The sequence below is a fragment of the Halobacterium zhouii genome (genome assembly GCF_021249405.1).
GTDB lineage: Archaea > Halobacteriota > Halobacteria > Halobacteriales > Halobacteriaceae > Halobacterium > Halobacterium zhouii.
On sequence record NZ_CP089593.1, the window covers coordinates 415,733 to 430,551 of the forward strand.

17 protein-coding genes and 1 tRNA gene are annotated in these 14,819 nt (G+C 69.7%); 9 read left to right on the forward strand and 9 right to left on the reverse strand.

Features of this window, described 5'->3' with window-relative positions; all coding sequences use genetic code 11:
• Window positions 1–40 precede the first annotated feature (40 nt).
• Window positions 41–559 (reverse strand): double zinc ribbon domain-containing protein, encoded by a 519-nt coding sequence (locus tag LT970_RS02030; protein ID WP_232687304.1) that lies wholly within the window; start codon window positions 557–559, stop codon window positions 41–43.
• Window positions 560–671: 112 nt separating this feature from the next.
• Between LT970_RS02030 and LT970_RS02035 the strand changes: the two genes are divergently transcribed.
• The 5 genes from LT970_RS02035 to LT970_RS02055 all read left to right on the forward strand — a co-directional run bounded on the left by LT970_RS02035 (window position 672) and on the right by LT970_RS02055 (window position 3,456).
• Window positions 672–745 (forward strand) — tRNA-Tyr (locus tag LT970_RS02035).
• A gap of 252 nt (window positions 746–997) precedes the next feature.
• On the forward strand, window positions 998–1,480 hold the full coding sequence (locus LT970_RS02040; protein WP_232687305.1) for a hypothetical protein: 483 nt from the start codon (window positions 998–1,000) through the stop codon (window positions 1,478–1,480).
• A complete protein-coding gene (locus LT970_RS02045) occupies window positions 1,473–2,246 on the forward strand; it encodes a nucleotide-binding protein (protein WP_232687306.1) in 774 nt (257 codons plus the stop codon). The genes LT970_RS02040 and LT970_RS02045 overlap by 8 nt, the downstream gene beginning before the upstream one ends.
• Entirely contained in the window at window positions 2,243–2,815 is a 573-nt protein-coding gene (locus tag LT970_RS02050) for a DUF8054 family protein (RefSeq protein WP_232687307.1), read from the forward strand. The genes LT970_RS02045 and LT970_RS02050 overlap by 4 nt, the downstream gene beginning before the upstream one ends.
• A 77-nt stretch (window positions 2,816–2,892) precedes the next feature.
• Complete coding sequence (locus tag LT970_RS02055) at window positions 2,893–3,456, forward strand: NAD(P)/FAD-dependent oxidoreductase (protein ID WP_232687308.1); 564 nt, start codon at window positions 2,893–2,895, stop codon at window positions 3,454–3,456.
• Between the two features lie 52 nt (window positions 3,457–3,508).
• Here LT970_RS02055 and LT970_RS02060 read toward each other — a convergent pair whose 3' ends face one another.
• From LT970_RS02060 to LT970_RS02090, 7 genes are read right to left on the reverse strand one after another with little or no spacing between them, the layout of a single operon-like run.
• On the reverse strand, window positions 3,509–4,027 hold the full coding sequence (locus LT970_RS02060; protein ID WP_232687309.1) for a DUF7261 family protein: 519 nt from the start codon (window positions 4,025–4,027) through the stop codon (window positions 3,509–3,511).
• Window positions 4,024–4,437, reverse strand: a complete 414-nt coding sequence (locus LT970_RS02065) for a DUF7262 family protein (RefSeq protein ID WP_232687310.1) — start codon at window positions 4,435–4,437, stop codon at window positions 4,024–4,026. Before LT970_RS02065 ends, LT970_RS02060 begins: the two co-directional genes overlap by 4 nt.
• Window positions 4,430–5,116, reverse strand: a complete 687-nt coding sequence (locus tag LT970_RS02070; protein ID WP_232687311.1) for a DUF7263 family protein — start codon at window positions 5,114–5,116, stop codon at window positions 4,430–4,432. Before LT970_RS02070 ends, LT970_RS02065 begins: the two co-directional genes overlap by 8 nt.
• Window positions 5,113–5,562 carry a DUF7266 family protein gene (locus LT970_RS02075; RefSeq protein WP_232687312.1) on the reverse strand — a complete coding sequence of 150 codons (450 nt, stop codon included), beginning with the start codon at window positions 5,560–5,562 and terminating at the stop codon, window positions 5,113–5,115. The genes LT970_RS02070 and LT970_RS02075 overlap by 4 nt, the downstream gene beginning before the upstream one ends.
• On the reverse strand, window positions 5,559–6,299 hold the full coding sequence (locus tag LT970_RS02080) for a DUF7289 family protein (RefSeq protein WP_232687313.1): 741 nt from the start codon (window positions 6,297–6,299) through the stop codon (window positions 5,559–5,561). Before LT970_RS02080 ends, LT970_RS02075 begins: the two co-directional genes overlap by 4 nt.
• On the reverse strand, window positions 6,296–8,137 hold the full coding sequence (locus LT970_RS02085) for a type II secretion system F family protein (protein ID WP_232687314.1): 1,842 nt from the start codon (window positions 8,135–8,137) through the stop codon (window positions 6,296–6,298). The genes LT970_RS02080 and LT970_RS02085 overlap by 4 nt, the downstream gene beginning before the upstream one ends.
• Window positions 8,134–10,296, reverse strand: coding sequence for a type II/IV secretion system ATPase subunit (locus LT970_RS02090; RefSeq protein WP_232687315.1), 2,163 nt, complete (start codon window positions 10,294–10,296; stop codon window positions 8,134–8,136). Before LT970_RS02090 ends, LT970_RS02085 begins: the two co-directional genes overlap by 4 nt.
• A gap of 137 nt (window positions 10,297–10,433) precedes the next feature.
• Between LT970_RS02090 and LT970_RS02095 the strand changes: the two genes are divergently transcribed.
• The 4 genes from LT970_RS02095 to LT970_RS02110 are packed head-to-tail and all read left to right on the forward strand — an operon-like array spanning window position 10,434 to window position 13,735.
• Window positions 10,434–11,402 (forward strand): DUF4129 domain-containing protein, encoded by a 969-nt coding sequence (locus tag LT970_RS02095; RefSeq protein ID WP_232687316.1) that lies wholly within the window; start codon window positions 10,434–10,436, stop codon window positions 11,400–11,402.
• Window positions 11,402–11,977: a DUF7269 family protein gene (locus tag LT970_RS02100; RefSeq protein ID WP_232687317.1), complete on the forward strand. Its 576-nt coding sequence runs from the start codon at window positions 11,402–11,404 to the stop codon at window positions 11,975–11,977. The genes LT970_RS02095 and LT970_RS02100 overlap by 1 nt, the downstream gene beginning before the upstream one ends.
• A 1-nt stretch (window position 11,978) precedes the next feature.
• The gene (locus LT970_RS02105) at window positions 11,979–13,241 is read left to right on the forward strand and encodes a DUF58 domain-containing protein (protein ID WP_232687318.1); all 1,263 of its coding nucleotides are present in this window, start codon (window positions 11,979–11,981) and stop codon (window positions 13,239–13,241) included.
• On the forward strand, window positions 13,238–13,735 hold the full coding sequence (locus tag LT970_RS02110; protein WP_232687319.1) for a DUF7519 family protein: 498 nt from the start codon (window positions 13,238–13,240) through the stop codon (window positions 13,733–13,735). Before LT970_RS02105 ends, LT970_RS02110 begins: the two co-directional genes overlap by 4 nt.
• A gap of 52 nt (window positions 13,736–13,787) precedes the next feature.
• Here the strand turns inward: LT970_RS02110 and LT970_RS02115 are convergent, their stop codons facing one another.
• On the reverse strand, window positions 13,788–14,756 hold the full coding sequence (locus tag LT970_RS02115; protein WP_232687320.1) for an AAA family ATPase: 969 nt from the start codon (window positions 14,754–14,756) through the stop codon (window positions 13,788–13,790).
• Between the last annotated feature and the right edge of the window lie 63 nt (window positions 14,757–14,819).

The window sequence follows — 14,819 nt, forward strand, 5'->3', positions numbered from 1 at the left end:
CGGCGTGGTATATAATTAACGGCGACGTAAAACGTGCGTCTTACTTGTCGAATGCTTTCCCGGTGGTCGTCCGTCGCCCGCAGTGCGGACAGAACGCCCAGTCAGCGCGGACCTCGTCGCCGCACTCACAGAACACTCGACGTGTGGCTTTCTCGCCGCAGCTCGGGCAGTACGCGTGGTCTGGCGCGACGGTGTTCCCGCATTGCGTGCACGTCTGCTCCCGCTCACCGCGCGCGTTCGTCGCCCTGTGGCGTTCACTGGACGACGCGCGTTGGTGGCTCGGTCTGTCCGCGCCAGTCGCGGCCTGGTCGCGTGATGACTCCACCATCACGCGCACGTTTACGTCGCGCGTCGACGGTCCTTCCTCGTCGAACCGGTGGTCGACTCGCGCGTCACTCGATCCGGTGAGGACGGCGTCGAGCGGACTCGCGTGTGCGCCTGCCGTCGACCGTTCGAGGTATGCGCGCAAGGCGTCCCGCATCACCTCGCTCTTGGACGCGTCCATCGCTTCGACGGCGTCCACGAGATCGCTGTCGGCCCGGAACGTGATTTTCGACATGCCACTTCGTTACCAGGTACCATACGAACCCTTATCAACTCTCCCCCGGCGGCCACGTCCCACCCTGAATAATAACCCTTAAATCCTGACGGCGAAGTATACACGAGTGCGCCCGCCCTTAGCTCAGACTGGTAGAGCAGCCGACTGTAGATCGGCTTGCCCCCCGTTCAAATCGGGGAGGGCGGACTGCTTTTCCAAGACCAAGAGGTGAGCGGTAAGCACGTCCAACCGAGCCGATTGACGCCGACTGTGAGCCGCTCGCATCAGTGGTCACACTCGACCAGTGGCGGCGTTTACGCCCCTCGAGAACCGAGGGAAAACGACCTTAGATAGGGTATATGACATGAAGCGGTCGTCGGAGCACCACGGGGCCGCCCGGTATGAATCACCACTCTAACTTCCGAAAATATTTTGCCGTGTACGATGCATATTCTCTCCGTGACACTCCTGGTCGCGGACGCAGACCGACCAGCCATCGTCGACGCGCTCCCGTCGGGCGCGGCGACGGTGCCCGCAGACGACGCCCCGGCGGCAGCCGCGAGTGGCGACCACGAGGTCGTCGTCGTGGCGACCGAAGCGGTCCTCGCGCCGGGTGACGTCGTCGAGGCGGTTCGGATTGCTGCACCACACGTAGCAGTCGTGGCGGTCGGTGACGTGGTAGTGAACGCAGACGCGACGGCGGCCGATGCCGACGAACTTCCCGGAGCCTGCGAGCGCGCTCGCCGAGTGGCCGCGTACCGAGACTCGGTCTCGGAACTGTACGCGGCCTGCCGGGAGCACGCTCTTGGTGACGACCGCGACGTTCGCGAGCGCCGCCGGGAGGCCGACGCGCTGTTCGAGGAGTTACCCGAGGACGACGAGACGTTCGCGGCGGCGCTGCGGTCGACCGATGGGGACGCCCCGGAGGATGACGATGGTTGAGGCGTTCGCGGTCGCCAGCGGCAAGGGCGGCACCGGAAAGACGACGAGTACGCTCGCGCTCGGGATGGCGCTCGCCGAGGACCACGACGTGACGGTGGTCGACGCGGACACCGGGATGGCGAATCTGCTGTTCCACGCGGGCCTCGCGGACGTGGACGTGACGCTCCACGACCTCCTGCTCGCCGACTCGGCGGCTACGGTCGCGGACGCCGTGTACGAGCGCTTCGGGATGCGCGTGGTGCCCTGTGGGACGAGTCTCGCGGACTTTCGCGCTGCCGACCCGGTGCAGCTTCGAGACGTGATGGCCGAACTCGCGGCGGACACGGACGTCCTGTTGCTCGACTCACCGGCGACGCTCGCGAGTCGTAGCGCGGTGCTCCCGGTGGTGCTTGCCGACCGCGCACTGCTCGTCGTGCAGCCGACGATTCCTGCGCTCTCGGACGGCCTGAAGGTACAGGAGTACGCGACGTCGTACGGGACGGGTGTGGCTGGCGTTCTGTTCAACAAGGTTCAGGACCCGTCGAACGTCGAGCGCGTGACCGAACAGGCCCAGCGCTACTTCGAGGGGCCGACGCTCGCCACGGTGCCGGATTCGGACGCCGCCCGCGACGCCCGGCGCGCGGGAGAACCGCTGTTGTCCTACGCGCCGGAGAGCGACGCTGCCGAGGCGTACCGACGAGCGGCGGCCGCGATCGACGTGCGTGAGACCGACGCTGACCAGGTGGCCGAGCGCTTCCGGAGCGCGGTCGTCCCCGACCAGCCATGAGCGACCTGACGTTCGCCAAAGTCGTGACGGAGCCAGCGGAGGCACTCGCGCTCGTTCTCGACCGCGAACTCACGGGTCACGCCGTGTTTACGCCACAGGACGCGTTGTTACTCGGCGTGGACGGGGCTGGCGTCGTGGCGTTCGACGACGGCGTTCCGACGCACGTTCGCCACACGGACACCGACCGCGGCGGTGCGGCGGCGCTCGCGGACCTCGCGGTCCCCGGGCCGCTCCGCGTGGAGTGTTACGCCGACGACGCCGGTGAGCCAAGTTCACCGAGCGGTCGGACGGAGTCCGACGACACTGGCGACGTTCCCCGGACTGACCAGTACGCCGTCGCCCCCGGCACCCCGGCGGAGCGACTGGCGGGCGACGAGGCGCTGGCCGACCGCACCCGCTCCGCGGCGGGTGTTGCCCACGATGGGGACGACGAATCGGACGACTTGGATGCGGTCGAGGCGTTCCTCGCGGACGAGGAGAAGGTCGAGGCCATCCGGGAGCGCGCCCGCGAGGAGGCCGCCCAGCGCGCCGACGAGTGGGGTTTCGAGACGTTCGAAGACGAGACGTAGGCTCGACCTATCAGTCTGGTAACGCTATCTGGTTGCAGAGAGCGCTTTAGTCCTTCCACCGCCGAATCTCGAGTTACATGCCAGACGTAGCAGTCGTCGGCGGCGGTCCCGCCGGCCTGAGTGCCGCACTGTTTACGGCGAAGAACGGCCTCGACACCACGGTCTTCGACACGGGCGAGACGTGGATGTCGATGGCCCACCTGTTCAACTACCTCGGCATCCGGAGCATCAGCGGCGAGGAGTTCATGAACGTCGCACGCGGGCAGGCTACTGACCGCGGTGTCACCATCAACGACGACGAGGCCGTGACGGGCGTCGAGGTAGACAGTGATGGGTTTGCGGTCACAACCGCGGACGGCGAGTACGAGGCGGATTACGTCGTGCTCGCGACGGGCGACAACACGGACCTGGCGGCGGACCTCGGCTGTGCGTTCACCGACGAGGACGTCGTCGACGTGGCCGTGACCATGGAGACCAGCGTCGAGGACGCCTATGCAACCGGAGCGATGGTGCGGACGGGCGAGTACGAGGCCATCATCTCGGCGGGCGACGGCGGTGCTGCTGCGCTGAACGTCCTCTCGAAGGAGGAGGGCGAGCACTTCCACGACTTCGACACGCCCGAGGACGTGCCGACGCTGTAACCGCGCTCTCGCTTCCGGTCGTCGCCCCTATCTTCTGTTCGTACGCCCCGCGTCACGCCGGTCGAACCACTCGACCGAACCGGGCCACGCCCCCGGGTGTCGTCACGCGGACGTGGAACGCCACGGCGACCACGACCGTCTCGCCGGTCCGGTTCTGGACGACGACGCCGCCGCGGTTCTCGCAGTCGCCGAACGCGTGCCCCCGTCCGCCTGGGCAGTCGACGGACGCGGCGAGCGCCTCGTCGTACGTGACGTTTACGACGACGTTGTCGTTCAGCCGGGATGTCTCGAGTTGGCGAATCCGCGGAGCGAGTGACTGTCGAACGTCCTCGACGGCCGCCTCGCGCTCGCCCCACGGAGTCCCGGTTCCAACCTCCGCCGCGTCGTCGACGATCCGCTGTAGCACTCGCACCGTGCGGGACTCGTGGTCGACGTCGGTGTCGGCGACCGCGGGCGCGTAGCCGAACTGGAGGTACGCCGCGACGACCGGGACCAGTGCGAGCGCCGCGAGAGCGGCGGCGACGAGCACGAGTTGGCCGCGCTCGCCGGCGTTTACGTCGAACAGGTTCACGCGTACCACACCCAGATTGTGACGACGCCGTACCCGGTCGGAACGCGAGCGACGCCGACGCGCGCGTTCGACGGCCGGACGTGCCCGACGGCGCCGTTCGGCGTCGACACCCGAAACAGGAGATTGTCCGGGAGAATCCGGTCGACGCGGCGCTCGAGGGCGTCCCGTTCACCGCGGTCGAACTCGTCGTTCGGGGCCGCGACCTCCGCGAGTCGCGTCGCGCCGTCGTGCCGCGGCGGTTCGTTCGCCAGCACGGTGGCGGCGTCGCTCGCGTACGCGTCGAGTTGTGCGTTCCTCGTCACGCCGGTTCCGGGTGCGCCGAACGCGAACGCACTCGCGACGGCGACGACGAACAGCACTCCGACGCCCGCCTCCACGACGGTCAGCGAGACCTGCCCGCGGCTACGCATCGACGGTCACCGCCAGGACGGCCTTGGTCGTGGTTTCCACGCGGTACGCGATCTCCACGCTCCCCGCGGGAAGGTCGCTGCTCGCGTCGAACTGGAACCTGACGGTGTCGTAGCGCGCGAGCGCCACGTCGTACGCGCCGTCCAGTCCGTTCGGGTCGTGTAGTACGACGCGGTCGTCTGCCCGAACGGTGGTGATGGTGACGCCGGCCGGCGGGTCGAGCGCGAGCGTGGCGCTCGTCGCGCGCCGCGGGAGCGTTGCCACGTCCGGTCCCTCCATCGTCGGCTCGAACCGCCGAGTTGTGGGTTCGGCGACGAGCACGATCCGACGCATCGTCGCCCCTCCCACTGGGTCGCCCCGCGAGACGACCGTCCGCCCGTCGAGCGTGACGCGGGCGTCGGCGTCGGCGGGGAGCCAGTCCGCGCTAGCGTTCTGCGTCGCGGCCTTCGACAGCACGTTCGCGCGTACGGAGAACGGCCCATCTGCGGCGACGAGTCGGTCCGCGATGCTCGCCGCGAGACGCGCGTCCTCCGGGTCCGTGTTCGCGCTCGCGAACGCGCTGCCCGCGAGCCCGACGGCAACGCCGACGCTACCGCCGACGAGCAGGAGCGCGACGGCGAGCGCGGGCAGGTTCGCCTGGCCGCGCGTCGAACGGGCACCACCGGCACGCGCTCGGCTCACGCCGATCCCTCCGCGAGCACGACGACGACGCCACCGTCTGGGTGTGGCCGCACTCGGACGACCGCGTCGTCGTCGGTCCAGTTCCCGCGCACGTCCCGAACGCGGTCCGGGAGCACCAGCGGTGTCTCGCCGCCCACGCGGGAGTGGGCGTGGGTCAACACGAGCGACGACCCGTTCGCGGCTATCTCGTACCCTCGGTTGTGGATCGTCTCGGGCAGGTCGACGCGGCGCTCGACAGAAACGCTCCTGCCGACCGCCGGCACCGCGGACTCTATGCTGTTGGCGGCGTGCTGGAGCGTGCGCTCGCCGACCTCGTCGGCGGCGGCGGAGCGCGCGTCCGGCACGACGCCGCCGTACAGCGCCGTCGTGAGCAGCGCGATGAACAGCACGACGATGCCGGCCTCGAGTGCCTTGCCGACGGATGGAACGACGGCCCGTGAGGTCACGACAGGGACACCTCCATCTCGTGGACGACGAGGTACGCGGTGCGCGACCCCTCGAAGTGGACGACCACGCTCGAGATGCCGTCGCCGTCGACATCTCGCTGGTCGATGGTCGCGTTCGTGCGCTCGAACTGGCGCTTCCAGGCGGCCGGATGCGTGGTCTCGATGGCGACGCGGTAGCTCTCACGCTCCAGGTGCTGGCGCTCGTGGGTGACGTTCGATCGGAGTGTGTACACGGCACCACCGGAGGCCGAACGCGAAACACTACCGCGGAGCACGGGAACGCTCACGACGAGCACGTCCGCGTCGGCGGTGACGGGCATCCGGGTGCGGGTCCGCGACCAGCCGTTTCCGTGAACGAGCACGCTCCCCGCGAGGAACGTCGCGCCGCGACTGCCCGCGGTGAACCGGAGCGCGTTCGCGTCGATGCGTTCGACGATGCCACTGCTGTTCAACACGTGGACGTCCCGGTCGACCAGTTCCAGGTCGCCGCTCGAGAAGGCCACCGTTCCGCGACGGACGCCCGTGGTTTCGACCGGGCGCAGCGCCTCGTCCAGGTCGGCCGCGACCCGCCGCGAGTCGGTGGCTGCGGCGTGCTGATCGACGACGGTGCCGACGCTCGCAGTGAGCGTGCCGAGCGCGACGACGGTGATACCGAGCAGGAGCGCCACGCCGACGACGTTCGACTGGGCGCGAGTGGTCGTCGTGCAGTCGGGTGTGGTCACACTGCGACTGTTCATAGCATCCCCACCCCCGCGAAGACGGCGTACGCGAACGCGACGAGCAGTCCGGAGTGGAGCAGCGCGTCGTAGCGTCCGCGACTCGCCGCGCCCGCGAACCACCCGCAGGCCAGCATCGTCGCCTGCGTCACCAGGTAGAACCGGTACCGGTCGCGTTCGAGGTCCACGGCGCCCGGGTTGATGGAGAGGCCGCTCGCACTCGCGGTGTTCGACACCGCCGAGAGCTGCGCCAAACTGTCGAGCACGGCGACGTTGACGGCGATGGTGATGCCGACGACGAGCACCGCGGTCGTCCACCCGACGGCGACGTAGACGAGCAACCGGGAGCGGAGCGCGCGCTTCTCGTGGTAGAGGCGGCCGACCTCCGCCTGTAGCGCCTCGAAGGCGGCGTCGGCGTCGCTGCCGGCGTCGAGCGCGCCGGAGACGAGGCCGACGGTCTGGGCGGCAAGCGGCGTGTCGACCCGGTCGACGAACGACCGGAGCGCGGAGGCGCGCACGTCGTCCTCGCGGGTGGTGACGCCGAGGTTGAACGCCAGATTCTCCACGTCGGGCGCGAGCGGGCCGAGGTCGACGTCTCGCGCGACGCGCTCGACGGCGTCGCCGAACGGACGGCCGAGGCTGACGTGCCCGGAGACGGCGTGGACGAAATCCTGTATCTCGCGGTCCTTCGCGTCGTCGAGGCGCGCGCGACGGACGCCGACGAGTCCCACCGGGACGGCGAACACAACGTACGCGAGCAGGGCGACGTTCGAGGGCCGGAGGCCGGCATCCCACAGCAGTCCACCGGCGGCGATGGCCGGCAGCGCGAGGACGATTGCGGCGTCCGCCGGGTTCCGCGCGGCGTTCCGTAGCACGTCGAGTCCCTGCGAGCGCTCGTGTCCGTTCCAGGCGAACCCGCGCGGGCGCATCGACTCCACGAGCCACGCGGCGAGCGCGCCGACGACGAGCACGAACCCGCCGCTCCCGAACACGAGCAGTTCGCGCACCGTGACCGGACCGAGCGGCGTCGCGATTGTGCGGCCGAGCCCCGGTGCGAGCACGCTCAACACGGTGGCGACGATGACGAGCAGTGCGGGGAGCACGAGCAGGACGATGAACAGTTCCGCGACGAGTTCGAGGAAGCCGGCGGCCTGCTCGCGGGTGCGGTCGCGGCGGTTCGCCAGCATCCGAGATTCGAGTTCGAGATACTGTGCGACGGCGTCGGGGCCCTGGGCGGCGTGCTCGCGCAACTTCAGGAGGAACGGCGCGAGCAATTCTCGGCTGGGCGTGTCGCGGGCGACGACGCGCAGTCCGCGGTCGACGCTCCCTGTGAGTTCGGCGGTGTTGAGCACATCCCGGAACGCCACCGCCGTCTCGCCGTAGGCCTCGGGTCGGGCGGCGACGCGCCCGAGCAGTTCGCGCTCGTCGGTGGTGCCGGACGCGAGCACGGAGAGATACCGGACCGCGCCGGGGAGCGTGCTCTGGATGTCCGAGCGCCGACTGCGGGCGCGCCAGCCGAGGTAGCGACCGCTGGCGCGGACGGTCGCGTGTTTGGCGAGCAGGCCGAGCGGAACGCCCGTGAGGAGTGCAGTGGTCGCTGTCGGTGGAAGCGGGGAGACGCCGACGACGCTCGCGGGCGCTCGCACCCCGATGAGCAACACTGCGCCGGTGCTGAGTGTGGCGGCGGCGACGAAGCCGAGCCACGACGCGGCGTAGACGCGCGCGAGGAACACGTCGAAGCTCACGTCGAGGTGGCTCGCGCGGTATCGCTTGCGGTCGGCATCGTGGCGCGAGCGGTCGGCCTGCCGCGCGAACAGCGCGTACAGCGCGCTGTCGAGAACGCCCAGCGTCGCCGTCACTCGCCGGCCCTCCGGCGGAGGCGCTCGACGGTCGCCGCCTCGTCCGTGCGGAGGTCCGACAGCAGGCCGAACAGCTCATCGAAGTCCGAGACGCCCTCGCGTTCGAGGTGTTTGACGTACCGCCGCTTGCGCTCGAACTCGTCGCGCACGTCATCGACAGGCCGGTCGGTTCGCGCGGCGAGGCGGTCGAGGAAACGGACATCGTCCGCCCCCGCGAAGGCGAAGCCACCACCGGGCGTTCGCTCGACGACTCGACGGAACCCGATCTCGCTGCCGTTCTTCTCGACGGTTTCGACTGGGGTGCTGTCCGGTTCGTCCGCCGGCGCGTCCGGGTCGCCGACGAGTTCCACGACTTCTCCGACGTAGCGCTCGCCGTCGACGTGCCGCGGGAACACCACGAGGTCGACCTCGCGGAGGAGGTAGGCGGGGACGCCCTGTTCGATGGCGCGGTTGACGAGCGTCTCGACGTCCTCGGCGTGCGTGGTGCCGACCACGCCGTGGCCCGTGTTCAGGACCTGCGCGAGGCTCTCGAAGCTCTCTCGGGTGTTGATTTCGGCGATGACCTCCACGTCGGGATTGAGATAATTGGTTTCGGTCATCAGGTCCGCCATCGTCACGCGCTTGAACTCGCGCTCGTGGTCGCGGGTGGTGAGCGAGACGCTGGTCTCGTGTGGCAGTCGGACCTCCCGGCTTCCCTCGTCGATGCTGATGGGCCGGTCGTCGAACGGGATGAACGGCATATGGGCGTTCATCAGCGTCGTTTTGCCAACTCCCGTCGGGCCCGAGAACAGAACGACTCCGTGGTGCTCGTAGGCCATCCAGAGCAGCGCGACGACGTCCGCCGAGAGCCCATCCTGGTCGAGCAGGTCGACCGGGGTGAGCGCGTCGGCGGCCTGTTTGCGGATGGAGACGTGCGGGCCGTCCTCGGAGATGACCGGGAGCGCGACGGCACACCGGATGGTCACGTCGTCGCTCACCTCCGCTGGCCGCAGATTCACCTTCGCGGACGGGTTCGAGGCGTTCAACTCGACGCCGTCGCGGGCGGCGAGCTGGGTGACGAGATTGACGAAGCGCTGCTCGTCGTCGAGCGAGAGGTTCGTCGGGAGTCGCTCGCCGTGCGCGCGCAGTCGGCCGCGTGGCACGACTTTCACGCGCTGGCCGACGCGGTTGGCCTCCACGTCCTCCAGGTGGTCGTCGCGGATGGGGACCGTGAGTTCGCCGTCGCCGACGAAGTCCCGGAGCACGTAGTACGTCAGGTCTTCGAGGCGGTCGGCGGAGAATCGTCTGCCGACGGGCGGGACGGCGAGGTCGTACTCCGCGAGCGCGGAGCGAACCCGGTACCTGGTGGCGTCCAGCCACGCCCGCGTGTTTCGGACGGTGAGCCGCCGTGAGAGGAAGTCGCGGGCGCGCTCGGCGACGAACGCGGTGCGGTCGCTTGCGTCCTCGAGGACGCCGTCGACGTTCGTCTCCCAGATCCTGTCCTTGCATTCGGCGATGAGTTCGTCGTCGCCGGGGAGCCGGTCGGGTTCGCGGACGGCGTACTTCGTGTCGAAGGCGTCCCGGCCGAGCACGCGTTCGCGGTAGACGACGACTGGCACGTCGAACTCCCGGAACGGGACGGTGTAGCGCGCGAGGCGCTCGGAGAGGAATCGGTCGAGGTGGGGCGGGTCGGCGGGCAGGTCGGTGACCGCTGGCGCGTAGTCCGCGGTGTGCACGACCAGTGAGTCGGCGGTGGCGTCCGCGACTTCGACGCCGTCGTCGAGCGCGAGCGGTGTGAGCGCGCCGAGGCCGCGCAGTTCGCAGAGCGCGTGGAACTCGATGCGGCGGCGACCCGCCCGCGTCTGGTCGGTGAGGCGGGCGACCACGCGCCGGTGTTTCTGGCCGAGGCCGGCGGCCACGCGCTCTCGGGTTCCCTCTCGTGTGCGTGGCCGGGAGAGTTGCGCGTCTGCGAAATAGCCGGTGACCTTCTCGAGTGCGGCTTCGCCGGCGGTGCCGAGGATTGGGGGACGCGCGTCGTAGCGGAAGCCGTCGGGGCGTTCGGTGACGGTGACGACGACGCCCGGATGGACCTCGTACTGGGCGCGGACGTCCGGCGCGTACCAGGCGTCCGCGTCATCCGGCGACACCGGGGCCGGGACGAGGTCTGCGTGCGCGAGCATACTCGTTGATGTTTCGCTATTTGATTTAAAATTTCACAATCTATGAGAGAAAGATGTGGCCACGCGGGCACCGTGCCACAGAGAACCGAGCGAACTGTTCGCAAGACATATACTATCATCCTCGTAACCGGAGGACAGTGGACCGGAACGTACGCGCCCTGACCATCGCCCTCCTCTGCGTGCTCGCGGTGTCCCTCGCCGCGGCGACGCTCGCCAACCCCCAACAACCACCGGGTGCGGGGGACGGCTCTGGCGGGTCCCAGGTGGGTGGTGGTGGCACCGACCAGCGGGACGGAACGAGCAACGACGACGGCATGGACAACCCGAAACCGAGTGAAAGAGGGGGGTCGGCGACTCTTCTCTCCGGAGCGTGCATACCGATACTCATGTCGCCACTGTTCCTGCTCGGACTGGGCGGTTTCGTGCTCGTCCTCGGATACGCTGGGTATCGGCGACAGGGATTAGCGCCCGCCATCGTCATCCTGTTCGTCCTGTCTACCGTGATGATTCCCGGGTGGCTGATGCTCACCGACTGCGGCGATGCGAACGCCAAACGGCCCGGCTCCGACCTCATCCCACCGATCGCCAGCGGGCCCTCCGAAGGCGGCGACGGCGGCGGTGGCGGCGCGGAGCAAGCGACCAACTTCTCTGCTCCGATGATCCTCGTCGGCCTGTTCGTCGTCGCGCTCGCGCTCGCGGCGGTCGTCTACCACGGCAGCAGGGGTGAGGGAGACCCCATCGAGCCAGGACCAGATACGGACCCGGACGAGGCAGTCGTGGAGGACGAGGAGACGCTCGCGGCCATCGGTGACGTCGCGGGCGAGGCGGCCGACCGCATCGAGAGGTCGGTGGACGTCGAGAACGAGGTGTACCGCGCGTGGCACGAGATGACGACGCACCTCGACGTCGGCAACCCGCAGGCCAGCACGCCGACGGAGTTCGCGGCGGCCGCCCGGGACGCCGGCATGGACGACGCGCACGTCGACACGCTGACGCGCCTCTTCCAGGACGTCCGCTACGGCGGCGCGGAGGCCACCGAGGACCGAGAGGAACGCGCCGTCGACGCGCTCCGCGCCATCGAGTCCTCCTACGGGGGTGAGCGGTGATGTTGCGCCGCGTGCTGCTCGTGTTCGGCCTCGCGTTCACCGCCCTCGGTGTGGCCGTGGCGGCGTCGCCGTCCGTGGCGCAGTTCCTCGGCCTCCCGAACGTGCCGATGGTGGTCGTCACCGCGCTCGCCGTCGTCCTCGGTCTGTCCGCACAGACGGCGCGCAAGCGCGTCGAGTTCCGGAGCGCCGAGGACGCGTCGGTCGACGCCGCCCGCCTCGAGGGTCGCTTCGAACCCGAGCGCCCGGGAACGGCCATCGACACGGCGTTTGCCGCGCGCTCGAACGACGACTCGGACGTCGACGACGCGCGCCTTCGCGAACGCCTCCGCGTGCTCGCGGTGCGGGTCCTCGTGGACGCCGAGGGGTGTTCGGAGCGCGAGGCTCACCGGCGCCTCGACGACGGGTCGTGGACAGACGACCGGCTCGCAGCATCGCTGTTCTCGGACGAAGTCACGCCGCCCGCACAGGGCCTCGTCGCGGAAGTCGCGGGCTTCGAGACGCTGTACGAGCGTGAGATTCGACACGCGCTCGACGAACTGAAACAGATGTCTGGCGTCGACACGGGGGGTGAGTGACGTGGCGACGAGTGAGACCAACCGGTGGCGCGGCGTCACCGCGCTCTCCCTGTTCGCGGCCGCCGCTGGCGCCGCTACGTCGCGGCCTGCTGCGCTCTTGCTTGCGGTGCTCGGTGTCGGCTACGCCGCGTACGGGCAACTGTTCAGGCCGCCGGAGGCCACTATCGACGTCGAGCGAACGATTCACGCCGACGACCCGCAACCCGGCGACGAGGTGGAGGTCACGCTCGCGCTCACGAACCAGGGATCGTTCGTCCCCGACCTCCGGGTCACCGACGGCGTCCCGGAGTCCCTGGAGGTGGTCGAGGGGTCGCCGCGGACCGCCACGTCACTCCGGCCTGGCAAACGGGCGGCCGTGACGTACACCGTCGAGATGCGCCGCGGCGAGCACACCTTCGAGGGCGTCGACGTCGTCGCCCGCGACCTGAGCGGGGCGTACGAAACCGAGACGACGCTCTCGACGGCGTCGGTCGTCGCGTCGATTCCGCCGTTACCGACACTCGAGTCGTTCCCGCTGCGGAGCCAGACCGTCCAGCGCGTCGGGCGCGTCCCGACGTCGACGGGCGGCACGGGCGTGGAGTTCCACGCGACGCGGGAGTACCGGTCGGGTGACCCGCTCTCCCGCGTCGACTGGAATCGACTCGCGCGCACGGGTGAGCTCTCGACGGTCCAGTACCGCGAGGAGCGCGCGGCGACGGTGGTCGTCGTCGTCGACACGCGCGCGGAGGCCCACGTCGCCGACGACGATGGCGAGGACGCCGTGGAGCACGCAGTCACCGCGGCGGGCGGAGCTACGTCGGCGCTCCTCGACTCGGGGGACCGCGTCGGGCTGGTGTCCTTCGGCCCGCACTGGGCGTGGCTCGCGCCGGACCTCGGCCGTGAACATCGCGTCCGCGTGGAGGACACGCTCGCTCGACACCGCGGGTTCGCCGCGCTCGACCCCGACCGGCGGTTCCTCGGCGCGCTCGTCTTCCGGCGCCTCCAGAAACACCTCTCGGCGGACGCCCAGGTGGTGTTCTGCACGCCGCTGGTGGACGACGACGCCGTGGAGTACGCCCGCCGCCTGGAGGCCGGGGGCAACCCCGTGACGGTCGTCTCGCCGAACGCCACGGGCACCGAGACACTCGGCCAGCAGGTCGCGCGCATCGAGCGCGCGACGCGCCTCCGGTCGCTCCGGAAGAGCGGCATCCGCGTGGTGGACTGGTCGCCCGACGACTCTCTGCCGCTGGCTGTCGCGACCGCCGAACGGGGGTGGTCGAAGTGACGGAGTTCGAGGCCAGACCGCCCACTGTCGCCGTGCTGCCGACGGCGGTCGCCGCTGCGGCGTCCGTGCTCGCTGTGGTCCTCGGTTCGACGGTCGGTCTGGCGCTCACTGGCCCCGGCGCGGCGAGCGCGGTGTACGGCGCACACACCGGGAACCGCCGACTGGTCACGCTCGGCGGTGCACTTGCGTTCGTCGGCGCCGTCGTCGCCGGGGCGACGGGACTCCCGCTGTCGCTCGCGCTGTTCGCCGGCATCGGCGCGCTCGTCGCGTACGACACCGGCGAGCACGCGGTCAGCCTCGGCGTCGACGTCGGCGCGGACGCGAACGTGACCCAGTCCGTCCTCGTGCACACCGCGTCGACTCTCGTGGTCGGTTCGGTCGCGGGCGGTGTCGGCTACGCGCTCTACGCCGTCGGGCCGGGCAACCTCCCGGTCACGGGGCTGGTCGCGTTGCTCGTCGCGGCCGTGTTCCTCGCGTACGCGCTCGGTGACTGACCGCCGAGACGGCTGTCCGACAGCCTGGATGGCCGTCCGAGCGAGAAGAGGGTTACGCGGTCTGTGACTGCCCGCCGACGGTCGGCACCGCGACGCCGTCGAGGACGTCGTCTATGATCTCTCGCTTGTCCGTGTTCTCCACCGCGGCGTCGGGCGTGAGCACGAGTCGGTGCGCGAGCACGTCCTGGGCCATCCGCTTGACGTCCTCGGGGACGACGTACTCGCGGCCGTGGACGACGGCCCGGGCGCGCGCCGCCTCGAACAGTCGCTGGGTCCCGCGCGGACTGACGCCGACCTCGACGCGGCGGTCCTCCCGGGTCTCGCGCGCGAGCGAGACGACGTACTGGAGGAGGTCGCCCTCGACGCGCACGTCCTCGGGGACGTTCCGGAGTTCGGCGACGCGTTCGTCGTCGAGTGCCGGTTCGACGGTCGGACTCCGCGTGGAGCGGCCCGCGCGCCGCCGCAGTAGGTCGAGTTCGCCGGCCTCGTCGGGGTAGCCGATGCCCGTCTTCGCGACGAAGCGGTCCATCTGCGCCTCCGGGAGCGGGAACGTCCCCTCCTGCTCGACGGGGTTCTGCGTGGCGATGACGAAGAACGGCTTGGGGAGTTCCATCGTCTCGCCGTCCACGGTCGCCTGCCCCTCCTCCATTGCTTCGAGGAGCGCGGCCTGCGTCTTCGGCGGGGCGCGATTGATCTCGTCGGCCAGCACCACGTTCGCGAAGATGGGGCCGGGGTTGAACTCGAACTCACGGCTCTTCTCGTTGAACACGTGCGTCCCGAGTACGTCCGCTGGCAGGAGGTCCGGGGTGAACTGGACGCGGCTAAACTCGAGGCCGAGGGCGGTCGCGAAACTCCGCGCGGTGAGGGTCTTTCCGGTGCCGGGAACGTCTTCGAGGAGGACGTGGCCGTCGGCGAGCAAACCCACAAGAACCGTTTCGAGGAACTCGCGGTCGCTGATGACCGCGCTTTCGATCTCGTTCAGGACGGCTTCGCATTCGTCACGCGCGCTGGTGACGTCCATACGCCTCAAGTGCGACTGACCGGGTTTAGCGTTACCGGTTGGCACGATGAAGATTTTCCCGAA